The following is a 24,780-nucleotide window of genomic DNA, read 5'->3' as shown; positions in this document are numbered from 1 at the left end:
GCCTTAAAGCGTTAACGAACCAAAATACCTAAAGAGGTTATTCAGTGTCGGAGTACGAAGTCATCTTAAGACAGGAAGCAGGAGTAAAAGACCACCAATCCGAGTCACCCCCAACCGTCGGCTTGAAAGCAGGCGCATTCGCCGACCTCGGCACATTAATTTTAACCAACAAACGTCTCATCTACATCGCCAAAGGCGGCGCATCACGTGCAGCAGCATGGGCAATCGGCGGAGTATTCGCCGCTCAAGCCATAGAGCAACGCGTCTCCAAAGCCGAAATAGACGAACTTGCAACTCAACAAGGTAGCTACTACATGCCCCTGCAGAACATAACACGTGTAGAAGCAGGAAAAAAGATGGGGCAATCCTACGTCCGCGTCGACAGCACAGGCACAGAAAAACCAGTTCACGCCTACGTCGTGGCCGGCGGCAACAACAACCAGCAGTGGGTAGCAGCCATAAACCAAGCCAAAACAGCCATAAACGCCAGCCCAACACAGGCAGTCAGTGCCACTCAGCAGGCGCAGCGAACCTGCCAACGATGTGGCACGCCTGACAGTTCAGGATCAAAATTCTGCACCACATGCGGCTCACCCCTCACCCAAACCCAGACACAACCCCAAATGCCTCTGCCACCTCCACCTCCGCCACCGCCAACCCAAACCCCAACATGCCCTTACTGCCGAAACCCAATCCGCTACATACAGCAATATCAACGCTGGTACTGCGATAACGAGCGCAGATACGTTTAGCCATTGACTTGCTCTTAGAATAAGGCTATTTGGAAATTATGATTCAGCTTATATAATTGGTCGGATAGTTGTTGCTGAAATGAAGTAACCTCTGTTGAGGGAGGACGATTTACCTTGGATGAAGTCTTAGAGATGCTCGATAAAACCGCTAAACGAATCCAAAAAAGCGCGGATGAAACCAAAGAAGCAGTATGGAAGCAGTCAGCGATTTACGAAAAGCTTCAGCAGTCGCCTGAAGCAACGGAAGAGCAGAAAATTAAAGCATTTGTTAAAAAAACCTTAGAGCTTGACCGCCTTGAGCACCTTAACTCGCAGCTAAGCCTGCTCTATTCCCTACAGATTTTCGCGTTCAAAGTAAAAGTTCTAGAAGTCTCCGTCGACAACATAAAAGACCAACTCGTCAAATCAGGCGTCCTACAAAGTGGAGTCGAACTAGAAGACATAAAAAAGAACATCGACGCACTAAAAATCCTCATCGAAGCACAATACGAATCGATGAAGGAAATCAACGAATCCCAAAAACAAAACCTCGGCTACATCCACTAAAGAGATAAAAGAATAAAAAAATTCAGCTTGGCTTTCAACCGCAAAGTGTTGACTGCCGTAGCTAATTCCAAATTTTTAGAAGAGTTTTTCCCAGCTTGTAACTAAGTCTAGGACTTCTTGGCCTGCTTTGCCGCCGTAGGTTTTCAGACGTTCGCGTGTTTCTTTCTGAGCGATTGCTGCCTTCTGGAATTCTTGCATCTGTGCTGCTTTGTCTGTGAGGTATAGTAAACCGTCAGCGCCTGCGCGTGCCATGCGGACTGAAACTGTGAGGAGTTCGCTTGGGGTTGGTGTTTCACGTGGGTCGTCGCCGGGGCCAATGACGTAGAGTGCGATGTTTAGCTTGACGTCTTTGAAGAGTTTCTTGAAGTTGCGTGTGAGCATTTCCCAGTACCAGGGTGTAGCGTAGTTCTTGCTGAACATGACGACGAACATTTCGGTTGTGAGCGGGAGCAAATCGTCGAACCAGACGCCGAAGCGTTCATAGTTTGTGACTGGGTCTGGCAGGATACCGATGTAGAGTGGTTTTTTGGCTTTGTTGATTACGCGGTCGCTTGTTGCTGCCATGTAGTCTGTGACTTCTTTTCGTCTCCATTCATACCATGATAAGCCGCTTTTTGCGTGGAGTTCTTTGCAGCGTGGGCAGGTGCAGTGACCGTGTTCTGCGAAGTGGATGCTGTTTAGCCAGACACCTTGGCTTTTGCGTGCTACGTCTTCCATGTAGTCGAGTTGTTCGGCTCTGTGTTCAGGTTGTGTTTGGCAGAGGACTTCCCAGCGGACGTTAAAGTTGTCGTTGGTTCTCCATGCTGGACCAAGGTCGCTTTGGCTGATCCAGTCTGGGTGGAGGCGTGCTGTGACGTTGTCGCCGAAGATTGCTACGTTGCTGTACATATCTGCTTTGGGGGGTAATCGTCTTCCGACTTCAGGTTTAACGCGGAAAAGGTCAAAGTCGAAGCCTGGAACTTTCTTTGCTTCAAACATGTATGTGCCGAATTTCATTTGCTTCTACCTTTTTAGAACTCAAAACGCTCGGCGCGGTTATAAAGTTTTGCATAATAAGCTAAGTTTTGGTTGCAAAAACAAAAAGGTTGAATGACACCCGCTCAAGAAACACAGATAATGAGAAAACTGGAGCAAACAAGCGCTTAAACCAAATTTAACATACTTTGAACAATGCTGCTTTGCCGTCTCTCTCCACTCCATTATATATAGAATCGAAAATGGTTGGGTTCTCTACGTGCCAAGAGCTTACGTCTATGGTTAATTAAAAATAGAAGTCAATGTAGTTATGCTTGTTGCAAAACCAATCGGGCGTTGGGCACGTCCACCTCTACAATCTTGTAGCCTGCAAACTCTTTGGGTTCACCCATAATATCCTTTACGACTACTTTGCCGCCCTCAATTTTGGCGTAGATTACATCTTTGGCTTGGACTTTGCCGTTTAAGATTACATTAAATTCACACATGAGACATCAGAATAGAACCACTACTTCAAGGTTATAAGCAATTACACTGAAAAGCCACCAAATAGAATGAAACTAAACCTATAAGCTGCAACCACAACTGTTAGAGTATGAAACTCGTTAGTGCCTGTCTCTTGGGCGTCAACTGCAACTTTGAAGCAAAAAACTGGCTAAATCCTAAACTTCGAGAAGAGTTTCTCAGGGGGGAGTTGTTTCCTGTTTGTCCCGAAGTTCTCGGCGGCTTGTCGGTTCCCCGTGTGCCAGCGGAAATTGTGGGCGGTGACGGTTGGGATGTGCTTGAGGGCAAAGCCAAGGTGATGAACATGGAAGGTGTTGATGTTACTGTTCAATTCGTAGAGGGTGCCAAGCGAGCCCTGCAAATAGGCCAAGCAGTAGGGGCAAAAGAAGCACTGTTAATCGAGAAAAGTCCCTCTTGCGGGTGCGGAAAAATCTTCGACGGCACCTTCAAAGAAAAATTCAAGGCGGGCGACGGCGTAACTGCTGCTTTGCTCAAGAAAAACGGCTTAAAAGTTAGTTGCGTGAAAGCTGGAGAAAAAGTTTAGTCACCAGCTTCTTAGTACGATCATGGTGTTGGTTTTCATGATGCCTTCGACGCGGCGGATTTTCTCTATGCATTCGTTGACTTCGGTGACGTTCATGCCTGTGATGACGGCGACTATGTCGTATTCTCCTGTGACTTCGTAGATGGTTTCCACGTTGGGGAGGGTTTGGATTTTTTTGGATACTTCCAATGTTGGGTAAGCGGGGTTAGTTGCCAGTAGAGTGATGGCTTGGGCGCCTTCTGCGACGTTGACTTTGACCGTGAATTTGCGGATGACGCCTTCGTCGGTGAGGGTTTTGATTCTTTTACGTACGGCGCCTTCGGAGAGGCCGATTTTGCTTCCGATGTCGGCGTAGCCTGCTCGGGCGTCGTCTTTTAGGGTTTTTATGATTTGTTTGTCTTTCTCGTCCATGCGTTTCAGCCGTCTGGTTATTGTGTTAGTGTGAATTTAACGTTTTCCATACTTTAATTTGAAGTAGAGATACGTTTTTCGTCCATCAAGTGCATTGTTTTTAGTTATTTTGGCACTTTTAGCCCATGAACACATGTACAAAATGGAACATTACAACCCCAAGTTGTAACAAATTCGTCACAAGGTTTAAAAGATACCCGAAATATTCACAATGACATTTCCAAACAAAAAAATAAAGTGACGAACAAAAAATGATTAAACAAGCAAACCAAACCGAAATGAAAGCATTCACCGCAAAATGCCCCGACTGCGACGCAGACCTCGATGTCCCATCTGATACAGAAAAAGGCGAAATCCTAAGCTGCCCAGGCTGTGGACTCGAGCTCGAGGTTAAACAGGTTAAAGGCGGATGCGTAGACCTTCAAGAACTCACTATTGAAGGCGAAGACTGGGGCGAATAAGCCGTATCCACCTCCACTTTGACTCCCTTATTTGAACCACCCTTTTAAGGCAAAAATAATTTTTTCATGGAAGCGGTAGGCGATGAGCATTGCACTTCTTTATGAACGTTCGGAAAACGACGAAAACGGCATAAAGCTCACCGCTCAACAACTCGGCATAGACCTAACCTTTATTCCCTTCCGAAAAATCGCTCTGTCCATCGGCAAAGACGGCTTCTCAGCTAAAACCAAAGGTAAAGACTACACCCAAACCTTTCAAGACACCAAAGTCGTCCTTAACCGTGCACAGAGCAAAAACCGCCGTCTCCAAGCATCCTACATAATGGAAGCCTTGGGGAAAAAAACCCTAAACTCCTCCCAAATTGAGTTCGTCTGCTACAGCAAACTCCGCACCCTTCTGAACTTGCATAAGGAGGGGCTTCCCATTCCCAAAACTGTCTTTGTGCCCTGCGATGCAACCGACGTCATGAAGAACGGCAAAGAAATCCACAATGAAAAAGACATCGCTGACCTCTTTGAGGCGGAAATTCCGCTTTCAGACGGCATTGTGATCAAGGCGGATGCGGGGACGCATGGCAAAATGATTATGCTCTCCCAGAACCGCGCTGAATTGGAAGCAAACATCAAAGAAACCAAACCAGGTATCATCAACCCTATCGGTGTAGTCGCACAGGAACTGGTTGAGAAATGGTTCTACGACTTACGCATAATTGTCTCTAAAGAGAAGGGCAAGGAACCCGTCTGCTATCACACTTCGATGGCTCGGGCGGGCTTCAAAGATTTCCGCACCAACACGTTTCTTGGCAACTTGGTTTTTCACGCTAAGTTGCCGCTGAGTGTGCAGCAGTTGGCGGTTAAATGCGGCAAAACCCTTGGCGCAGGATCGGACGCTTGGATTTTCGCTTTAGACGCCATGGTTGACGTTAAAGAAAACAAAAACGCTGACGAAGCATACCTCAAAGGTCAGCTTGATTCGGCTGCACAGGCTTGGCTGGATGTACAGAAAGTCAAAAAAGACGAAACCCGCCTAACAGACTTTGAAGGCTGGAACAAAAAACTCGAAGCCGCGTTTAAAACCTACCGAGCTACGTCAGCTTACGAAAACATTAAAAACATAATCGAAGAGAGCCTACAAAACAATCAAGACGCCCTTGTGTTTCACGAGTCAAATTCGTGCCCAGAATTCTGGGAAAACACTCGGCTGGCAACGGGGCTTAACGTGGCGGAGCCGTTGCTTAAGGGTGCAGTTAGCCTAATCGACCATTAATCAAACAAATAGTGAAAAGAGGATACAGAAAATGAAAGTTGGAATAATCGGCGGTTCAGGATACGTTGGAAGCGAACTATTAAGACTGCTACTTCTACACCCAGAGGTTGAGGTAACGATGGTTACTTCACGCCAAAGCGCAGGCGAATACGTCTTCAACGTGCACCCAAACCTCAGAGGCATGACACAACTCAAGTTTGTTCCCCAAGACATGACTGAACTACAGAAAAACTGCGATTTAGTCTTCACAGCTACCCCACATGGCGGCTCAGTGAACTTGGTTCCGAAGTTGCTTGAGGCAGGCTTAAAAGTTATTGACATGAGCGCTGACTTTCGCTTAAAAAATCCAGCCGACTACGAAAAATACTACGGCTGGACGCATGGTCACCAAGAGATGCTCAAGGAAGCCGCTTACGGTTTGCCTGAGTTACATCGGGAAGAAATCAAGAAAGCTAAACTTGTCGCGTGCCCCGGTTGCGAAGCCACAGCCGCAATCCTCGGCTTAGCTCCAATAGTAAAAGCGGGATTGATTGATGAAAACAAAATCGTCGTCGACCTCAAAGTCGGGTCCTCAGGCGGCGGCAGCAAACCCACCATTGCTTCGCACCACCCTGAACGCTTCGGAGGCGTCCGACCCTACAAAGTCGTTGGGCACCGCCACATAGCAGAAGTCGAACAAGAACTCGCACCTCTAGGCGGGCAAGTGAAAATCTCCTTCACCCCCCACGCGGTTAACATGGTGCGCGGCATATTGGCAACTATCCACACTTTCCCCAAGCAGCCAATCGCAAGCAAAGACCTCTGGAAAGCACTACGCGGCATGTACGGAAACGAACCATTCATTCGCCTCGTAAAATACCTAAAAGGCCCCTACCAGTTACCTGACCCCAAAATCACCACAGGCACCAACTTCTGCGACGTGGGCTTCGAAATCGACGAACACGCCAATCGCCTCATAATGTTCTCAGCATTGGACAACATGGTTAAAGGTGCAGCGGGACAGGGTGTGCAGTGCCTAAACGTTATGATGGGAATTGACGAAACCACAGGCCTTAAGAGCACTGGGTTCCACCCGATGTGATAGGTATGTTGCTTGTTATTAAGATGGGTGGAAGCATCCTAAAAGAAGGCGCCTCAAGCGACCTCGTAGCTGACCTCAAAGAAGTTGCCAAACAGCACAAAGTTGTTTTGGTACACGGCGGCGGCGCAGAAGTCACCGAAATCGCCTCGAAGCTGGGCAAAGAGCAGAAGTTCATCATGTCGCCTGAGGGGTTCCGTAGTCGCTACACCGACAAAGAAACCATCGAAATCTACACCATGGTTATGGCAGGCAAAATGAACAAACAAATCGTTCTTGCACTGCAAAGCCAAGGCATATCTGCCGTCGGTTTAAGCGGTCTTGACGCTGCCATTTTAAGGGCTGAGCGCAAAACCAAACTCATCGCTGTAGACGAGCGAGGCCGCAAAAAAGTAATCGACGGCGGCTACACAGGCAAAATTACCCAAGTGAACACTGAGTTGCTCGGTTTGCTGCTTGAGAAGGGCTATGTGCCGATTGTGACACCGATTGCTCTTAGTCAAGACTGCGAACCCTTAAACGTGGACGGCGACCGAACCGCAGCCATCGTTGCAGGTGCACTCAAAGCAGACAAACTCATCTTACTTACCGACGTCGAAGGCTTAATTCTAAAAGGGGAACGTGTGCCTAAAATCGCCGCGACAGAAGTAAAAGAAGTCCTCAGCAAAATCGGCGGCGGCATGAGCACCAAAGTCCACGCGGGTCTCGAAGCACTCAATCAAGGCGTCAAAGAAGTGTTGGTTACTTCTGGAACCGCTAAGCAACCCATCACCTCAGTACTAAATCACCAAACTGGTACCGTGATCACGAGTGAATGAAACTGAAATAATGGAAACTGAAGATTGCTATCTGGCTAACGTGTTCGCTAAGAAACCCGTCGTCATAACCCATGGCAAAGGCGCCTTGGTCTGGGACATAAACGGCAAGGAATACGTGGATTGCTCAAGCAGCTACGGTGTCGCCGCATTGGGGCATTGTCACCCAAAAATCGTTGAAGCCATCAAAGCTCAATCTGAGCAACTCATAACCTGCCACAGTTGCTACTACAACGACAAACGCGCTGAATTCATCGACAAACTCATCAAAATCACCCCAAAAGGGCTCAACAAAGCGTTTCTATCTAACAGTGGAGCCGAATCCGTAGAGTGTGCTCTGAAGTTAGCTCGCAAAGCTACAGCTAAAACCGAAATCATTGCGGTGATGGGTTCTTACCATGGCAAAACCATGGGGGCATTGTCGGCGACTTGGGACAAGAAATACCGTGAACCCTTCATGCCGCTTATCCCAGATGTTAAGCATGTTGCGCCAGACAACGCCGCAAAAATTGCAGAGGCAATCACAGAGAAAACCGCCGCCGTCATCTTGGAGCCTGTGCGAGGCGAAGGCGGCATTCGTGTGCCCCCAAACGGCTACTTCCAAGAGGTCCGTGAAATCTGCAACAAACGCGGCGTCCTACTCATCTTTGACGAAGTCCAAAGCAGCTTTGGGCGCACGGGCAAATTGTTCGGTGGCGAAAACTGGGGCGTCACACCCGATATCATGTGTTTAGCTAAGCCTTTTGCAGGTGGGTTACCCATCGGCATAACCGTCGCAAAAGACACCATTATGGCGTCACTGAAGCTGGGTGAGCACACTACTACTTTCAGCGGGAGCCCTCTGGTTTGCGCTGCAGGCTGCGCCGCCATCGACGCTTTGATGGAGGAGAAACTCGCCGACAAAGCTGCCTTAAACGGTAAATACTTCAAAACCCAACTGGAAGGCTTAGCTGAGAAGCATAAGATAATCAAGGAAGTCCGCGGTTTAGGCTTGATGCTTGGCATGGAGTTACGCTACGATGTTTACGGCGTAATCCAAAAGGCACTCAACAAAGGCGTTTTAGTCATCGACGCAGGCAGAACCGTCGTGCGCTTACTCCCCCCTCTGGTTATAACTAAGCCCCAGATTGACCGAGCCGTGACAGTTTTAGATGAAGCATTAGGAGAAGAAGAAATTGAGCGAGCAAGCAGCAGTTCGGTTCCTAACTAACCTGCTGGGTATCTACAGCCCCAGCGGCAAAGAGCAAGATGTTGCCAACTTTGTAGCTTCCGAAATGAAGCGCATGGGCTTCGAAGTCGGCATAGACAGCATCGGCAACGTCATCGGCGTCGTCGGCAAAGGTGAACCCGTCATCTTGCTCTGCGGTCACATGGACACCGTAGCAGGGCATGTTCCGTTGCGACTGGAAGAAGGCAAAATCTACGCCCGAGGCGCAGTTGACGCCAAAGGACCACTCGCCGCCATGATTATGGCTGCCGCGCAGGCAGGTAAAGACCCCACCTTTAAGGGGAAAATTCTCATAGCAAGCGTCGTCGAAGAAGAAGCCACAAGCAAAGGAGTCCGCCACCTCATAACTCAAGGCATCGACGCACACTACGCGATATTCGGTGAACCCAGCGGAGTCGAAAACATAACCATCGGCTTCAAAGGACAAATCCAGCTAAAGCTTGTCGTCAAAACTGAAACGGGTCACTCCTCGACACCGTGGCTCTTTGACAATGCATTAGAGAAGGCCTATGAGCTTTGGGAGAAAATTAAAGCTGCCTGCACTTACCCCTCGATTGAACCACAGGAAACCCCCTTCACAGCGATTACAGTCTGCTTGGTTCGTATGGTTGGCGGCAGAGGTAACTCGGTTATACCCTTCGAAACAGAAATGAACCTCGACATACGCGTTCCAATACAATACACCACAACCCAAGTCTACGAAAAGATGATGAAGATAATCGCCAGCTACCAGAACGCAAACCCAAAAGTCGGAATCAAAGCCACCGTACTCGACACTGTAGAACCGTTTGAAGCAAACAAGTCCTCGCCACTTGTGCATGTGCTGTCTTCTTCGGTGCGTAAAGTCCTCAACAAACCCGCAACACTCCTACGCAAAACAGGCACAGGCGACATGAACATCCTCGGAAAAGCCATGAACATCCCAATCGTCACATACGGCCCCGGTGACTCCCACCTCGACCATACCATAGACGAACACATAGAAATCAATGATTACTTAAATGCGATAGCAGTCTACAAAGATACAATCTTAAGATTGTCGGAGTTACATAATAACAAAAACGGCAACCCAGCCGCTGACAATGGCGAAACCAGCAAGTAGGGCTTATTCTCCTCGGGTGTCGTTGCGGTTACATTCAGCTTTGGGGCGGTACTCTACTTTTCTGTTTCTTGCTTTATGGTGTTTTTCGCATTCTTTAACGCGAACGAGCATCCAGTCGTTTTCTTCATAAACGCATCCACAGAGCAGAGTTCTAGTCGGCACCTTAGCACCAAGATAAACATAAGTGGCGCATTTTGATAAGCATTCCTCACGCAAAGGACTTTTTGGACGCAAGAGAAGATTTAGGATTTTGTGTGACTTTTGTTTTTTGCCCCAGAAAAAGGGCAACATTTTAGTGCACGCTGACCCTTTAATTTTTTATTTGAGATGGCTAAAATGGGCACAATGAAAAGGAAAAACATCAACACCCGCAAAGAACAGGAAAAGAAAGCTAAACGGGAAAAAGAAGCAGCAAAAAAAGCAATGTTAAACCAGCTTCCGCCAAAAGGTAAGAAACGATAGTAGCTTACCAGCTATCCCTTTTACTTAGCTGCTCTTTCTTTTGATTTTCTGCGATTCCTTCGTAGAGACTGCTTTCTGTTTTTGAAAACACAGCCAAATCTGCCCCCGCCACACTTTTCACGGTTGGTACTTTAACGAGTCGTGACATTCGAGTTTGAGGTACATAATTAATCGTTGTCTCCTTCAAAGCGCGGCTGAGTTTTTCATTTAAATCCCACAGCCCAAACATCTCAACCGTGACCACATGCTTCCCCGCCGCTACACCCCGCATATCCAAAACCGCTGAGAACTCAGATTCCTCCGTTGCCAACGGTCCCTGCAGTATCCGAATAGCAACCGAGCTGATTTGGTGCCCATCAAACCACAAATTCGCCTTCACCCTTGAGAACGCTTTTTTTGGGGGCAGCTTAAACGAGATTTTAACCGCTAACTCGTCCTCTTCTTTTGTGGTGGCTTGTATCTGTGTTATGTCTATGGGGTCTGGGGTGGCTTTGATGATTTCAAGCGCGTCTTTTGGGCGCTCAGGTAGTTTATCTAGCGTAGACTGCTTTGTGTCTCTCTCGTTTTTGGGCATGTTTCGTCGCATCAATAGAGCCTTTGTTAACAATAAATTTTCCCCAAAACACTTACAGCGTCATCTGTTGCAGGTCGTGTTTGGTTGTGAATTAACGGTAAATACAAAAGGCTCCACACGGGTTAAAGAAAACAAGTTCAGGCATCAGTGAGGAGGCGACAATGTTAAGCGACGATTTCATCACCGAAGTACCAGATGACGACAGCGAAGAGGAACCTGAGGGAACCTTAACCGCTTCAGGAATTGCTGAGTACATCCGCTTCAACTGTTGCCCCCGATTCTTCAAACTAAAATTCGAAGGCAAAGAAGTCCGCAAACGCGTCTGGCCTGAAGCCTTCAAACCCATCAGCCCCCTGCTCTACGGCACTGGCAAAGCACTGGAAGAAAAAAAGGTAGCTGAACTCAAAGAAAAAGCCGCAAAATACCTCGATTTCACAATCTACGACCCTAAACATCATGGCAAAAACGGTTGGGAAAAAGCCAAAGACTCCATGGACAACTTACGATACATAATTGAACACCAAATCGAAGAAGGAGAGAAAGCAGACGGCAAGCCGCTTCTACTCTATCAGGTACCCATGAAAGGCCCAATAGGTGTTTGGGACGTTAAAGGCATAGCTGATTTAATCGCGATTTGGCCACTTAAAGATGGCAAACTGAAAATCCGAATTTTCGAGTTAAAATCGTCATGGAAAGAACAAACCGCACACCGCATCCAAGTAGCCATATACATTCTGCTGCTCAGACGAGAACTGGGCAGTTTACTATCAAAAGTCGAGTTGGAGGGCGGAGTAATCAACCGCGAGACCAGCCTTGAAAACCTCCACCCCGATAACCTCCCAAAATTTAAACTAAGCCCCCTCATTCAAGACGTCGAGCGGTTGCTATCCAAAAACGGGGAACTAAACCGCATACACGAAACCCCAATTGAGAAAGTCGAGTACCAGCTTTGTTGGCGATGTGACAACTGCGGCTTCAACGAATGCTGCATCGTCTGCGCCGTAGAAAACGAAAGCATCGCACTGCTTAATCTGAGTCGAGGAGAGCAGAAAGCCCTTAGGAACCATGGAATTACAAAGTTGGAGGATTTAGCACGGCTCAAACCTGTAATCGACACCGCCAACCTGAAGCCCTACGACTTCAAAACCATCCCACCCAAAGACGCAAAAAAAGTGCATGAGTTGTCAACTGACCCCATAATCGGGGCGAAACTTGACTGGCTGATTCAGCGAGCCCAATACATGCTCGGCGGCATCAGACCCAACAGCCCCCACGCGAGCAAAAGCCGCTGGATGCCTTGGTTGACAGGTACAGGGTATGGCGGGCTCCCCGAAGATAGCCCATCTGCAGGCATCGATTCGCCGTTGCTTTACAGCCCTGACGGCATGATTCGCATCTACCTCTTCGTCGAATGGGACTACATGCTAGATGTGGTGTCGATGTTAAGCGCCAAAGTCAGCTGCACCCGCTACAGAGGCAAACCCCAAACCGTCTCCCACGTCATAGGCAGCCTCCCAGACGACCGCCACCAATGCCTTGACGAAGAAAAAGCCCTCATGGAAGCATTCTTCAAAGACCTGACCCGCGCAATAACTGAAGTCGCCAACTCTGTGGGAAGCCCAGATCAAGCTCCAATCCACCTTTACTTCTTCAGTCGCCAAGAACGCGACGTCTTAATGAAAGCGGTCTGCCGCCAACCGACACTGATCAGTGCACGGGCGGTTCGGGACCTTTTGGGGTTAAGGCAAGCCATCGATCAACCCATGTTTTCAATCATTCAAGACGAAGTCGTTCACCGTAAAGCCCTCCGATTCCACAGTTCAGGGTTATTGCCGATTCTTGAACAATCCAACTACTATGACCGCCAGCAATGGCGAGCCACACGCAAAGACGGCAGCACAGTTGATTTAGCCATGGTTTTCCGCGATGGATTGTTCAATTACGCATTGCCATTCCGCAGAAACCCCGATGGCACAATGGCTTTCCTAAAAGAAGGCGCAAACGACGGTTACTATCCTGCTCGCGCCCGCTTCGGCGACCAGATACCCATCGAATACATCTGGGGGGCTAAGGGGCGTCTTGATAACTTTGAACAAGTTAAAGGTCCAGCCAAGATTCTTCTTGACAAACGTAAATGGTGCGATTATAACCAGAAAACCCGCCGCATAACCGACGAAGAACTCAACTTGATGGGAACCAAAATCTGCCAAGCCATAGAACAAATAGAGCGCTCAATGACAATCCGCAACCGACGCTTAGGCAAAAAACCCATCGACATCCCCAAAATCTCAGAGTTCACACTCGGCGACGCCACATTGGAACGCAGTTGTCGAGAATTTCTCGACTTAGAATACTTCTCTAAACGACAAGAAATGTACCAGCACTACGCGATGTTGCCATATCAGCGGGTGGCTTCTGGGCGTTCGCTGATTTTCCAGTGTACTCGAGTCGATGAATTAGAACATGACTTTATCGTCCGAGGCAAACTAGTCTATGAAGGCATAGGGTTGCCCAAAGCTGAATGTGTCGCCAACGCCTGCCGAGTGAAAGGTTCTGATGGCTCCAGTTCAGGAGACTGGATGGTCGTCACCGAGTTGCACCGTAACGGACAGGGGCAGTTTGAGGAAACCGAGAAGCACTCACCCGCCGAAGTAGAGAAATCAGCCCGTGCCATCGTCGATAAGGTTGATGTAACCAAACTTGAAGTTGTTGTTAAGGTGGTCAGTTGGCCTCGGGGTAAAGGCAGCAAATACAGCGCATGGCACAACCTACCAACAACTGACCCAGAAAAAGCTGCCCAGAACAAATTCTTGCAGCTCTTCGAGGCTGGACGCTACTACATCTTGGACGAATTGGCTGACGACATAATCTCTGATAGAGCCGCCAAATGCCTCGACTACGCTGCCAACAATGTGTTGTACTGTTTGCTGGCGGATTATTTGGCAGGCAAAACATGCGGCGGCAACCACACTCCGCTCTCAAAAGAGGGGGCTGCGCAGTTTTTGAGTTGGGTAGAAAAGCGGAGTCTGCAACCCAAAAGTGAGCAGAAGAGGATGGTTGACCAAGTCTTTGGGCAGGAACCGATTGTGATGTTGCAGGGTCCTCCTGGAACAGGAAAAACAGAAACTCTCCAGTTGGCAGTCCTGGCCCACATAGCTGCCCACCGCGCGAAATCCCGCTGCCGCGTCCTCATGGTTGCCCCCACACACAAAGCCATCCAAGAATTCGTCGCCAAACTCGCCCGATGCTGGCAAGAATACACCATTCAAGGCGGCAGAGACCTTAAAAACCTAAAAATTTACCGCGTGCTAAGTAGCGACACAGCGTTAACTCCTCCGCTTGAAGGCGTAAAATACTTCAACTACAACGAAGACCCCGAAACCGTCAAAGAAGTCGCAGACTGCCTCATGAACCAGTCAACTTTGATGTCACCCGACGCGGTTGGGGCGCCCTTGGTTCTCTGTTTAACTCCTCCTGGTTTGTATGGGTTGATGAAGAAGATTGGCGACAAGGAGCCGCCTTGGGGCGAAGGCTTCTTTGACCTGCTAGTCGTAGACGAAGCCAGCATGATGCGACTGCCCGAACTTATCCTCTCAGGCAGCTTCCTAACCAAAAACAGCCAAATCCTCGTCGCAGGCGACCACCGCCAACTACCGCCGATTGTGGCGCATAACTGGGAAAAAGAAGACCGCCGCACACTCGAAGAAATGGCGTCTTTCCTCTCAGCGATGGATTTCTTACGGTTGCTGCGTAACGAGGAGTTGGGGTTGGAGAGGATTAAATGCCGAAATCCTGCCGCCATCCCTGCTGTGCGGCTCTGTGAAAGCCACCGTTGCCACTCAGTTGTCGCTGAGTTCTTGCGTGAGTGGGTGTATGAGAAGGATGCGATTGATTTCCGCTCTGAACAGAAGGAGACTATCTCTCCCGTGAAGGCTAAGACGGGCGGTTTAGGTGTGGCGTTGGAGCCTGAGAGTATCTTTGTGCTTGTTGTTCATGATGAAGCAGAGAGTTTCCAATCAAACCTTACGGAGGCAGCGATAGTTAAAGCCTTAGTAGAAAGCGCCCAGTCTGAAAGCATCGGAGTAATCACACCTCACAACGCGCAGAAGGGTTTGCTCAAAAACATGCTCAGCGACGCCTGCAAGGACGTTCGAGTGGACACGGTGGAGCGTTACCAGGGCGGCGAAGCAGACTTCATCATAATTTCTACCTGTGTAAGCGACCCCGACTATGTTCGGAGCGAAAGCGAATTTCTCCTCAACCTGAACCGCATTAACGTCGCCATCAGCCGCATGAAGAAGAAGCTGGTGATTGTGGCTAGCCGATCGATTTTCGAGTTTATGCCACAAGATGCCCGCGACTACGACAAGGCACTGCTGTGGCGGGGAATTTCAGAAACCGTCGGCTTCACAGCTAATTCGAAACCGAAGTGGGCTGGGACGTTAGCGGAGTTTCTTGGCGCTGAGGCCGCCCCGGTTAAGGTGGAAGTTTACACTAAATCAGCAAATTAAACGTCCTGTTTAATTCTTTTGAAACGGTATATTCCAATGAAGAGTGCCAAAAAGTAGCCTGCCACAGTGCGAAGGACAAGCCGAGGATCGTAAATGCTGCGAAAAAAGCGACGGAGAAGCAGCTTATTGTAATAGATTTTTTGGGTCGCATTATCTCTTGTTAGAGTTGCTTCTTTTTAACTCTGATGATTTATCAGTGTTTAATCTGCAGCTTTTAACCAATAAACATTCAAGTGGAGGCAATCTTGGCATGTTTTTTGTTGCCTTTTTGGTGTCAACAAGCCACAGTTACACCACAATCTTTTTATTAGCTCGGTGTCTACCCTTTTAGGTACGTGGAGTTTCAAGAGGCATGAACATGAGGGATCGTCACCTCAATAGCTGGGATCGACGGGTACAATTCTTCTAACCCATCCAGGCAACCCTCTAAATCATCCACAAAATTCTCGCAGACAAATATCTGTTTAGACGAGAGCATAAACCTACAAGGAGACCATGTGTAGATATGACTCAAATGAGCGGTGCACAGGCACTACTAGAATCCCTTGAACGAGAAAAATGTAACGTGATCTTCGGCATCTTAGGCGGCGCCATACTCCCAGTATACGATGCACTCTGCACTAACAAGAAAATCCGCCACATCCTCTCACGACATGAACAGTGTGCAGCCCACGCCGCCGAAGGCTACGCCAAAGCCAGCGGACGCGCAGGCGTGTGCATGGCAACCTCAGGCCCCGGAGCAACCAACCTCGTAACAGGCATCGCCAACGCATACATGGACTCCTCACCCATCATCGCCCTAACAGGGCAAGTGCCCTCCACAGGTGTCAACACTAGCTACATGATTGGACGCGACGCTTTCCAAGAAGCAGACATAATCGGCATAACCACAGCCATCACAAAATATAGCTATCAACCCCGCACGGTTAACGAAATTCCAGTCGCCGTCAAAAGTGCGTTTTATCTAGCTACTACTGGCAGACCTGGTCCAGTCCTAATCGACTTACCCAAGAACGTTCAAGCAGGTATCGCAGAAGTTGAATTCACCGACAAAATCGACGCCCGAGGCTACAAGCTGCCAGGCGACCCAGATCCAGCTAAAATTAGCGAAGCCGCTAAACTGCTCTCCAAAGCAGAGTACCCAATTATTTTGGCGGGTGGCGGAGCTATAACTGCAGGTGTCTCCGACGAAATCATGCAGATGTCAGATTTGCTTATGGCGCCCGTTGCAACCACCTTTATGGGTAAAGGTGTCTTCCCTGAAACTCATCCTTTGTCATTGGGCAGTATCGGCATGCACGGCAACCCCGCAGCTAACCGACTGATGGGTGAAGCAGATGTGCTCTTAGCAGTCGGCACCAGATTCAGCGATCGCGCAACCGCAAACCTCGACACGTTTGCGCCTAACGCAAAAAAGATTCATCTAGAAATCGATAACGCGGAAATAAACAAGAACATCGAAGTGGACGTTCCCATCGTTGCAGACGCAAAGAAGTCTATGCAGATGCTTCTGAAAGCCACCACCAAGAAACTGGCGAAGGGCGAAGGTGCAGCATGGACCAAGCGTGTTAAGGAAGTTAAAGAAAAATTAAGCCCCTTACTAAAGGATCGCCCACGGGAAGTTGTGCCCAAACACTTGCTTATGGCGTTACGTGAACTGCTACCAGAAAACGGCATAGTCACAACTGAAGTCGGCCAAAACCAGATGTGGAGTGCACTCTACTTCAAAGCACTAAAGCCACGAACATTCATCAGCAGCGGAGGATTGGGAACCATGGGTTTCGGTTTCCCTGCAGCGTTAGGCGCCAAAGTCGCATGCCCCAACCGTCCCGTTGTGGACATCGCAGGAGACGGTAGCTTCATCATGACTGAGCAGGAACTCGCCTGTAGCGTCGCTGAAGACATCCCCGTCACCGTAATAGTCCTAAACAACAGTGTCTTGGGTATGGTGGCGCAGTGGCAGAGAACCCTCTACGACCGCAGATATATGGCAGTGAACTTGGGCAAAACCCCTGACTTCGTCAAATTAGCTGAAGCATACGGAGCACAAGGATTCCGAGTTGGCAGCATAGCGGAGTTCCAAAAAGCAGTTAAGACCGCACTATCCAGTAAAGTAACAACGGTAATCGATGTGCCTATCGGTTCAGAGACGGATGTGGTTCCGTTTGTGCCGCCGGGCTGCGGTTTACCCCAACAGAGAGGTGACTACTAATGCAAGCTGGAAAAACCAAAGTCATATCCGTCCTAGTCGAAAACAAACCCGGTGTCTTGCATATGATTGCCAACTTGTTCCGTCGCCGCAACTTCAACATCGAATCCATCACTGTCGGCCCAACCGAACAACCAGACATAGCGCGCATGACCATAACTGTGAACGGGGACGAAAAAACCCTTGACCAAGTTGTCAAGCAAGTCGCTAAGCAAATCGACGTCCTAAAAGTCGGAGAACTCGAATACGGCAACTTTGTCATGCGTGAACTCTCCCTCATTAAAGTCGGAGTAAAAGACGCAAAAGAACGCAGCGACATCATCAACTTCGTAGACGTCTTCCGAGGCAGAATCATCGACGTATCCTTCGACAGCTTAACCGTGGAAATCACCGGCACCCCAGACAAAATCGACGCTTTCCTAAACCTGATGAAAACCTTCGGCATCATCGAACTCGCACGCACAGGCATCACCGCATTGGCACGAGGCACAAAATCCATAAGAATCGACGGATAAACACTGCATCCATAGTGGAAATACTTAAACGTCCCTTCTTTAGAATTTGCCAATATCTTACGTTAAACTTGATTAATTGTAGGAAAAGAGAAGAAAAATGAACATAACAGAAAAAATATTAGCTAAAGCAGCAGGCAAAAAAACCGTGCACCCAGGCGAAATCGTCGACGCCAACGTCGACATGGTCATGGTGCATGATTTAACTGGACCTTTAGCTGTGGAAGCCTTCAAAAAAATAGGCACCCCAAAAGTTTGGGATAACAAAAAAGTAGTGGTGATTCTGGACCACCAAGTGCCCGCTGAATCCGTGAAAGCAGCGGAACTACACAAAACCATGCGCAACTTCGCCAAAACACAAAACCTCACCTTCTACGAAGTCGGCAGAGGCGGAATCTGCCACCAAGTCATGCCAGAAAACGGCCACGTCACCCCCGGCAACGTCATCGTCGGCGCAGACAGCCACACATGCACCTACGGTGCATTCGGAGCCTTCGCCACAGGCATCGGCAGTACAGAAGCAGCCGCAGTTATGGCAACAGGAAAAATCTGGTTTAAAGTTCCCCCAACCATCAAAGTCAACGTAAAAGGAAAATTCCAAAAATACGTCACACCTAAAGACCTAATCCTAAACATCATCGGCAACCTAAGCGTAGACGGCGCCATATACCGAGCAGCCGAATTCACAGGCCCAACCATCAAAGCCATGAGCAACGCAGGCAGAATGACCCTCTGCAACATGGCGGTTGAGATGGGCGCCAAAAACGGCATAATCGCACCCGACGAAACCACCGCTGAATTCTTAGCGGGCAGAGTCAAAAAAATGCCAAACCTAGAAACACTGCAGAGCGACAAAGACGCAGAATACGAGCGCACCGTCGAATTCGACGTCTCCAAGATGGAGCCACAAGTAGCATGCCCCAGTTCAGTAGATAACGTTAAACCAGTCAGCGAAGTCGGCGACGTCCCAGTAGATCAGGCATTCATCGGCAGCTGTACTAACGGCAGATTAGAAGACCTGCAGGTGGCAGCGAAAGTTATGAAAGGCAAGAAAGTCAAAGAAGGCGTTCGCGCACTGGTAATCCCAGCATCGCAAGAAGTCTGGAAACAGGCAGACCAAGCAGGTTTACTGAAAATCTTCACCGATGCAGGCGCAATCGTATGCGGCAGCGCATGCGGACCCTGCTTAGGCGGCCACATCGGCTTGCTGGCAGCGGGCGAGACCTGTGTCGCAACAAGCAACCGCAACTTCATCGGCAGAATGGGCAGCACCCAAGCCAACGTCTACTTAGCCTCACCCGCAACAGTAGCGGCATCCGCATTGACAGGGAAAATCACTAACCCAAGAGAGGTTAAAGCATAATGGACAGCAAAATCAAAGCCAAAGCCGTAGTCTTCGGCAACAACATCGACACCGACGTCATCTTACCCGGCAAATATCTAATCCTAGTAGATCCCTACGACTTAGCGAAGCATGCACTGGAAGGTTTGGACACTCAATTTGTCGAAAAAGCCAAACAGGGCATCATCTTGATCGGCGGCAAAAACTTTGGCTGCGGCTCTAGCCGTGAACAGGCACCTCTGGCGTTGAAGTACTCTGGCGTCAAATGTGTCATCGCTGAATCGTTTGCTCGTATCTTTTTCCGTAATGCAATCAACATCGGTTTACCTGTAATTGAATGCAAAGGCATATCAAGTGCGGTTAAGAATGGCGACGAATTAGCTGTGGACTTTGAAGCCGGCAGGATCGAGAACGTCTCTAACGGCAAAAAGTTCCAGGTTGAGAAGCTGCCGCCTTTCATACTCGAAATCTTAGCGGACGGCGGATTAATTGAGAATTTACGTAGGAGAATGAATAAGAAATGACTGAATACAAAATATCCTTAATTCCAGGCGACGGAATCGGACCAGAACTATCCGAAGCAACCGTTATAGTCCTAAAGGGCGTAGAGAAAGAATTCGGTTTAAAATTCAAAATCATGGAGTGCCCAGCAGGCGACATAGCCCTTGAAACCCTCGGTAACGCATTACCCGCAGAAACTGTAGAGGTTATCAAGAACAGCCACGCATGCATGAAGGGTCCAGTCGGTGAATCAGCCGCAGACGTCATCGTTAAACTACGCTACATGTTTGACCTCTACGCTAACTTGCGTCCGTTGAAGGCGTATCCCGCGGTGCCAGTTGCACGCCCAGACATCGACATGCTATTCGTACGCGAAAACACCGAAGACGTCTACAAAGGCTTAGAATTCAAAATCGGCGAAGACACCACCCTCTGCTTAAGAGTCATAACCCGCAGAAACAGCGAACGCATAGCCAAAAAAGCATTCGAAATGGCACGCCTACGCAACGGCAAAAAACGCGTAACCGCCATCCACAAAGCCAACGTCATGCGCGTAACTGACGGCTTATTCCGCGATGTATGCCGTGAAGTCGCCAAACAATACCCAGACATAGCCTTCAACGAGTTATACGTTGACGCCGCATCCATGCGGTTAATCAAAGAACCCCAATTCTTCGACGTGCTCTGCACATGCAACATGTTCGGCGACATCCTCTCTGACGAAGCAGCGCAACTCATCGGCGGCTTAGGCATGGCTCCAGGCGCAAACATCGGCGACAACTTTGCATTATTCGAACCCATCCACGGCTCTGCACCAAACCGCGCAGGCAAACACACCGCAAACCCACTAAGCATGATTCTATCTGGACAGATGATGCTGGAGTGGTTGGGAGAAAAATACAGCGATCCTAAATGCATTAAGGCAGCAAAAGCTATAGAAAACGGAGTAATCTACGCGTTGAAGAATGGTCAATCTGTTGGTGACTGCGGCGGTAAAACCACAACTCTGGGCATGGCGGAAGCCATAGCCGCAGCCTTAACGGCTAAAAGTTGACCTATAATGACAAAAGAAACTCAAACAAGAACTATCCGCATTTTAGATACAACTTTGCGCGACGGGGAACAAACCCCCGGCGTTTCTCTAACAACTGACGACAAAATCGAGATAGCACGCCAACTAAGCAAACTAGGCGTCGACATCATCGAAGCAGGTTTTCCCAGTAGTTCTGAAGGCGAACGCAAAGTCGTCAAAGACATCGCTAAATTGGGTTTAAACTCAAAAATCTGCGCCTTATCTCGGTGCACAAAAAAAGACATAGATGCAGCATTGGATTGCAACGTAGACTTAATCCATGTATTCATCCCCACGTCACCTGTTCAGATGAAATATGCAGTTAGCATGACACCCGAACAGGTATTGGCTTCGGCGGTGGAATCCGTTGAATACGTGAAGAAACATGGTGTAACCTGCGAGTTCTCGCCTATGGATGCAACCCGCAGTGAGTTGCCTTTTCTGAAGAAAATCTGCAAAGCCACACAGGACGCAGGGATGGACAGTTTAAACGTGCCTGACACCGTTGGTATCATGATTCCCAAGACCATGGCTGAGTTAATAACTGAATTGAAAACAACTGTTAAAGTGCCAATTAGTGTACACTGCCACAACGACTTCGGTTTAGCTGTAGCAAACAGCCTCGCAGCTGTCGAAGCAGGCGCCTCACAAGTACACACAGCAGTAAATGGGTTAGGTGAACGCGCAGGAAACGCTGCCTTAGAAGAAGTTGTCACTACATTACATGTGGTTTACAAGTACAAAACCAACATAAACACACGTTTACTCTACAGCACCAGCCGCATGGTCTCATCCCTAACAGGCATCACCGTACAGGTAAACAAAGCCATAGTCGGCGAAAACGCCTTCGCACACGAATCAGGAATCCACACCCGAGGCGTAACCGAGCAACCCTTAACCTTCGAACCCATCAGCCCCGAACTCGTCGGAAGAACCCGCAAACTCGTCGCAGGCAAACTGGCTGGCACACGTGGCATCAAAGCGGAGTTACAAGAAATCGGTATCCACCCAACCGAAGCCCAACTGAGTGACATCGTCAAACGGGTCAAAGAGTTAGGCGACAAAGGCAAAATGGTTACCGACGCAGACCTCATTGCAATAACCTCTACTGTTATGGGTCAAGTAGTTGGGGAAGAAAAAATCGTTGACCTCTGCGACATGGCAGTGGTTACCGGCATAAAAGTAATCCCGACCGCCTCCGTACGCTTAACCTTAGACGGCAAAGAGTACGTTGCTGCAGAAACAGGCGTCGGCCCAGTAGATGCAGTGCTAAAAGCCATCCAGAAATTAACCAGCAACCTCGAAAAAATCCGCTTAAGCGAATACCGCCTCGAAGCCATCACGGGAGGCTCTAACGCAGTTGCTGAAGTTGTCATAAAAGTCGAAGACGAAAAAGGCAACATAGTATCAGCACGCGCCGCCCGAGAAGACATAGTCATGGCATCGGTGGAAGCAATGATAAACGGTATAAACAAGTGCCTACTAAAGAATCGTAATCAAGGCAAGAAACAATGAAGGTAACCTATCAGGGCGAAACTGGCGCATACAGCGAAATGGCGGTCTACAAGTTTTTTGGCAGAAAAGTAGAGCCAGTGCCCTGCAAGGATTTCCGAGACGTTTTCGAATCAGTCAAAACAGGCACCGTTCCACACGGCGTCGTCCCGATTGAGAACTCGATTGAGGGCAGCGTCAACCAAAACTACGACCTCTTCTTAACTTATGACCTTAAAGTCTGCGGCGAAGTCGCAGTTAAACTCGCCCACGTCTTGATCGGCAATCCCCAAACTAAACTCGAAGATATAGAAACCGTTTACTCACACCCACAAGCGCTAGCGCAGTGCCGCAAATACCTTGAAAAACACAAATGGGAAATCATCCCTGCCTACGACACCGCAGGCTCAGTTAAAATCATCAAAGAAAAAGCTTTATCGAACGCCGCTGCCATTGCAAGCGAAAAAGCCGCAGACCTCTACAACATGAAAATCCTCGCACGAGACATCGCTGACAACCCAAGCAACTACACCCGCTTCCTCGTCTTAGGCTTGGAAGATGCAGCGCCGACGGGAGACGACAAAACCAGCATTATCTTCAGCGCTAAACACGCACCGGGAACCCTCTACCATGCACTGGGCGAATTCGCATCACGCAACATCAACCTCACCCGCATCGAATCCCGCCCCACCAAAACCACAGCGTGGCAATACAACTTTTACCTCGACTTTGAAGGTCATAGAACTGAAAAACACTGCGCAGAAGCGCTGGAAGCGTTGGAGAAGTTTGCGACTTTCGTCAAGATTCTGGGAAGCTACCCCAGAGTCATCTAAAAATAGAAATTTGGGCTTTTCACCCTCTCACTTCTAAAGTCAACATTTCTGTAGTTACTTCGTAGTCGTCGACCGTAACTTTCAATTGCACAGGATAGGAGCCTGCAGGTGAACTATAAGTTGCGATAGCTACTCCAATTTTTTCGGAAAGCTGGTATGGCCCAACATACAACGCCGCATAGGGTTGGATTAACAACCAAGTTAGGCACCTCAGCTTGAACGGTTGTGTAAACGGTTGCGTTTTGCACTGCATGGTTTGTGTTGCTTTTAAGCGTAACGTAGAGCATGGTGTAGTTATATGTGCCGACTACGTTGGAACCATGAAGCCACTCCGAGACAAGCTCTAAATTAGGTACAACGTGAAACTTTAAATCGCCAGATACAGAACCTGAAACGTGACCTAAGACTCCGCCGTCGGCGGTATAGGTTAAGGTAACTGGATAGTCTTTACTTTGTACGTCGTTTACAGTGACTTCACAAGCAACGGTGACGGTTTGTCGTGCTTGAACAGCAATTTTTTCGGTTACACCTTGCCCGAATGCGTCTGAAACTGCGGTTATAACTACGCCTGTTGCGTCCCCCCCACTGTTGGTTATTTCAAAATTTAGCGTGACGACTGAGCCTGTTTTTCCTGAGAGTACCGTTGGAGTTACTTGCAGGTTTGGTTGCGCTTTGAATCCACCGTTGATGAGTGCGAATGCTGCCACTCCGATTATTACGATTATAATTAGGGTTAAGAAAAAGTATAGTTTTCGTGTCAAGTCTGCTTACCCATTTGCATTTAATGTTTTATGGTTATATAATTTACAACATGTACCGAAAGAAAGGTGTCACTTTCCAATAGTTTAACATAACTTCACACCCACAGTGCAGCTGAAGCCGAAACCGTTGCAAACCCAAAACACAACCTCAGACGCAACTAGTTGTGAGGTGGAGGTTAACCAAATTTGGATTTGGCTATATGCCCAGCCGCTTTACATTGTTACAGTAAAAGTTATCGAGGATTCGGTATCCTTCAGGGTGGCTTTCGGTTCCAATTGTTATGCGTTCGGGGTGGAATTGTACACCAAAAAACAGTTTCGATTTGTGTTTAACGGCTTCTACTTCGCAGCTAGCGGAATCGGCTAAGAGATTGAAACCTGCCCCGTCGAGACTATCTTTTAAGACGTAGTCGTTGTGGTATTCGGCAAGCGGGACGGTTTGACCTTTTCTGAATCTGCTGAGGATGTCGCCTGTTTGGATTATGTTGACTTGTTCGAATTTGTTTATAACGGGCTTTTTTAGTGCAGCGGTTTTTGCTCCAAACGCAGAACACAGAAGTTGATGCCCAAAACATATGCCCAGCAACGGAACCTTACAATTCTGAATAAGCTGAATTACGCCGTCGTATTTTGCTTTGTCTTCGGGTTTTGTTATGCGCGCTTCGGAGCCGCTTACCACTACAGCGCTGATATCTTCAGCCAATTGATAACCGCTGTGGATTTTTGTGTAGGGAACTACTTTGCAGACCGTAAACTTGTTTAGCGCATCGGTGAGCTGGTTGATTTCGGCGCTGTCTTGGTAGCAGTTGATAAGCAAAGTCTTAGTCAT

At 48.5% G+C, this 24,780-nt stretch carries 25 protein-coding genes; 18 read left to right on the top strand and 7 right to left on the bottom strand.

From position 1 onward, the window contains the following. The first annotated feature begins 44 nt into the window (after nt 1-44). The gene (locus tag NWE96_05330; GenBank protein MCW3983400.1) at nt 45-752 is read left to right on the top strand and encodes a zinc ribbon domain-containing protein; all 708 of its coding nucleotides are present in this window, start codon (nt 45-47) and stop codon (nt 750-752) included. Nucleotides 753-866: 114 nt separating this feature from the next. Beyond that, complete coding sequence (locus tag NWE96_05325) at nt 867-1,298, top strand: hypothetical protein (protein ID MCW3983399.1); 432 nt, start codon at nt 867-869, stop codon at nt 1,296-1,298. Nucleotides 1,299-1,373: 75 nt separating this feature from the next. Here NWE96_05325 and NWE96_05320 read toward each other — a convergent pair whose 3' ends face one another. Further along, nucleotides 1,374-2,294 carry a hypothetical protein gene (locus NWE96_05320; protein MCW3983398.1) on the bottom strand — a complete coding sequence of 307 codons (921 nt, stop codon included), beginning with the start codon at nt 2,292-2,294 and terminating at the stop codon, nt 1,374-1,376. 287 nt (nt 2,295-2,581) lie between these two features. Further along, nucleotides 2,582-2,761: a CooT family nickel-binding protein gene (locus NWE96_05315; GenBank protein MCW3983397.1), complete on the bottom strand. Its 180-nt coding sequence runs from the start codon at nt 2,759-2,761 to the stop codon at nt 2,582-2,584. A gap of 107 nt (nt 2,762-2,868) precedes the next feature. Between NWE96_05315 and NWE96_05310 the strand changes: the two genes are divergently transcribed. Beyond that, complete coding sequence (locus NWE96_05310) at nt 2,869-3,321, top strand: DUF523 domain-containing protein (GenBank protein ID MCW3983396.1); 453 nt, start codon at nt 2,869-2,871, stop codon at nt 3,319-3,321. Here NWE96_05310 and NWE96_05305 read toward each other — a convergent pair whose 3' ends face one another. After that, nucleotides 3,322-3,732: an Lrp/AsnC family transcriptional regulator gene (locus NWE96_05305; GenBank protein ID MCW3983395.1), complete on the bottom strand. Its 411-nt coding sequence runs from the start codon at nt 3,730-3,732 to the stop codon at nt 3,322-3,324. Nucleotides 3,733-3,983: 251 nt separating this feature from the next. On the opposite strand from NWE96_05305, the gene NWE96_05300 reads away from it, so the two are divergent. From NWE96_05300 to NWE96_05275, 6 genes are all read left to right on the top strand, one after another. Beyond that, the gene (locus tag NWE96_05300) at nt 3,984-4,193 is read left to right on the top strand and encodes a lysine biosynthesis protein LysW (GenBank protein MCW3983394.1); all 210 of its coding nucleotides are present in this window, start codon (nt 3,984-3,986) and stop codon (nt 4,191-4,193) included. Between the two features lie 82 nt (nt 4,194-4,275). Further along, the gene (locus tag NWE96_05295) at nt 4,276-5,460 is read left to right on the top strand and encodes a hypothetical protein (GenBank protein ID MCW3983393.1); all 1,185 of its coding nucleotides are present in this window, start codon (nt 4,276-4,278) and stop codon (nt 5,458-5,460) included. Nucleotides 5,461-5,491: 31 nt separating this feature from the next. Continuing rightward, on the top strand, nt 5,492-6,541 hold the full coding sequence (gene argC / locus NWE96_05290) for an N-acetyl-gamma-glutamyl-phosphate reductase (protein MCW3983392.1): 1,050 nt from the start codon (nt 5,492-5,494) through the stop codon (nt 6,539-6,541). 8 nt (nt 6,542-6,549) lie between these two features. Beyond that, nucleotides 6,550-7,356, top strand: coding sequence for a [LysW]-aminoadipate/[LysW]-glutamate kinase (locus NWE96_05285; GenBank protein ID MCW3983391.1), 807 nt, complete (start codon nt 6,550-6,552; stop codon nt 7,354-7,356). A gap of 10 nt (nt 7,357-7,366) precedes the next feature. Then, nucleotides 7,367-8,563: an acetylornithine/succinylornithine family transaminase gene (locus NWE96_05280; GenBank protein ID MCW3983390.1), complete on the top strand. Its 1,197-nt coding sequence runs from the start codon at nt 7,367-7,369 to the stop codon at nt 8,561-8,563. Beyond that, nucleotides 8,529-9,683, top strand: a complete 1,155-nt coding sequence (locus NWE96_05275) for a M20/M25/M40 family metallo-hydrolase (GenBank protein MCW3983389.1) — start codon at nt 8,529-8,531, stop codon at nt 9,681-9,683. The genes NWE96_05280 and NWE96_05275 overlap by 35 nt, the downstream gene beginning before the upstream one ends. 3 nt (nt 9,684-9,686) lie before the next feature. Here the strand turns inward: NWE96_05275 and NWE96_05270 are convergent, their stop codons facing one another. Then, a complete protein-coding gene (locus NWE96_05270; GenBank protein ID MCW3983388.1) occupies nt 9,687-9,845 on the bottom strand; it encodes a hypothetical protein in 159 nt (52 codons plus the stop codon). 174 nt (nt 9,846-10,019) lie between these two features. Here NWE96_05270 and NWE96_05265 point away from each other — a divergent pair, with 174 nt between their 5' ends. Then, complete coding sequence (locus tag NWE96_05265) at nt 10,020-10,145, top strand: hypothetical protein (GenBank protein ID MCW3983387.1); 126 nt, start codon at nt 10,020-10,022, stop codon at nt 10,143-10,145. A 4-nt stretch (nt 10,146-10,149) separates the two neighbouring features. Here NWE96_05265 and NWE96_05260 read toward each other — a convergent pair whose 3' ends face one another. Continuing rightward, on the bottom strand, nt 10,150-10,719 hold the full coding sequence (locus tag NWE96_05260) for a hypothetical protein (GenBank protein MCW3983386.1): 570 nt from the start codon (nt 10,717-10,719) through the stop codon (nt 10,150-10,152). A 161-nt stretch (nt 10,720-10,880) separates the two neighbouring features. On the opposite strand from NWE96_05260, the gene NWE96_05255 reads away from it, so the two are divergent. The 8 genes from NWE96_05255 (at nt 10,881) to pheA (ending at nt 23,190) form a co-directional block, all read left to right on the top strand. After that, nucleotides 10,881-15,230: an AAA domain-containing protein gene (locus NWE96_05255; protein ID MCW3983385.1), complete on the top strand. Its 4,350-nt coding sequence runs from the start codon at nt 10,881-10,883 to the stop codon at nt 15,228-15,230. A gap of 505 nt (nt 15,231-15,735) precedes the next feature. Next, nucleotides 15,736-17,442 carry a biosynthetic-type acetolactate synthase large subunit gene (ilvB, locus tag NWE96_05250; GenBank protein ID MCW3983384.1) on the top strand — a complete coding sequence of 569 codons (1,707 nt, stop codon included), beginning with the start codon at nt 15,736-15,738 and terminating at the stop codon, nt 17,440-17,442. Beyond that, nucleotides 17,442-17,954 (top strand): acetolactate synthase small subunit, encoded by a 513-nt coding sequence (gene ilvN / locus NWE96_05245; protein ID MCW3983383.1) that lies wholly within the window; start codon nt 17,442-17,444, stop codon nt 17,952-17,954. Before ilvB ends, ilvN begins: the two co-directional genes overlap by 1 nt. Nucleotides 17,955-18,051: 97 nt before the next feature. After that, nucleotides 18,052-19,314, top strand: a complete 1,263-nt coding sequence (locus NWE96_05240) for a 3-isopropylmalate dehydratase large subunit (GenBank protein MCW3983382.1) — start codon at nt 18,052-18,054, stop codon at nt 19,312-19,314. Beyond that, entirely contained in the window at nt 19,314-19,817 is a 504-nt protein-coding gene (locus tag NWE96_05235; GenBank protein ID MCW3983381.1) for a 3-isopropylmalate dehydratase small subunit, read from the top strand. Before NWE96_05240 ends, NWE96_05235 begins: the two co-directional genes overlap by 1 nt. Next, entirely contained in the window at nt 19,814-20,848 is a 1,035-nt protein-coding gene (locus NWE96_05230) for an isocitrate/isopropylmalate dehydrogenase family protein (GenBank protein ID MCW3983380.1), read from the top strand. Before NWE96_05235 ends, NWE96_05230 begins: the two co-directional genes overlap by 4 nt. A gap of 6 nt (nt 20,849-20,854) precedes the next feature. Next, nucleotides 20,855-22,381: a 2-isopropylmalate synthase gene (locus tag NWE96_05225; GenBank protein MCW3983379.1), complete on the top strand. Its 1,527-nt coding sequence runs from the start codon at nt 20,855-20,857 to the stop codon at nt 22,379-22,381. Continuing rightward, the gene (gene pheA / locus NWE96_05220) at nt 22,378-23,190 is read left to right on the top strand and encodes a prephenate dehydratase (GenBank protein MCW3983378.1); all 813 of its coding nucleotides are present in this window, start codon (nt 22,378-22,380) and stop codon (nt 23,188-23,190) included. The genes NWE96_05225 and pheA overlap by 4 nt, the downstream gene beginning before the upstream one ends. Nucleotides 23,191-23,303: 113 nt before the next feature. Here the strand turns inward: pheA and NWE96_05215 are convergent, their stop codons facing one another. Continuing rightward, a complete protein-coding gene (locus NWE96_05215) occupies nt 23,304-23,951 on the bottom strand; it encodes a hypothetical protein (GenBank protein MCW3983377.1) in 648 nt (215 codons plus the stop codon). 196 nt (nt 23,952-24,147) lie between these two features. Continuing rightward, the gene (locus tag NWE96_05210) at nt 24,148-24,780 is read right to left on the bottom strand and encodes a gamma-glutamyl-gamma-aminobutyrate hydrolase family protein (GenBank protein ID MCW3983376.1); all 633 of its coding nucleotides are present in this window, start codon (nt 24,778-24,780) and stop codon (nt 24,148-24,150) included.

This window comes from Candidatus Bathyarchaeota archaeon, assembly GCA_026014685.1.
Lineage (GTDB): Archaea > Thermoproteota > Bathyarchaeia > Bathyarchaeales > Bathycorpusculaceae > Bathycorpusculum.
The sequence above is the reverse complement of the archived record's forward strand: the minus strand, read 5'-3'. Positions and strand labels throughout refer to the sequence as shown.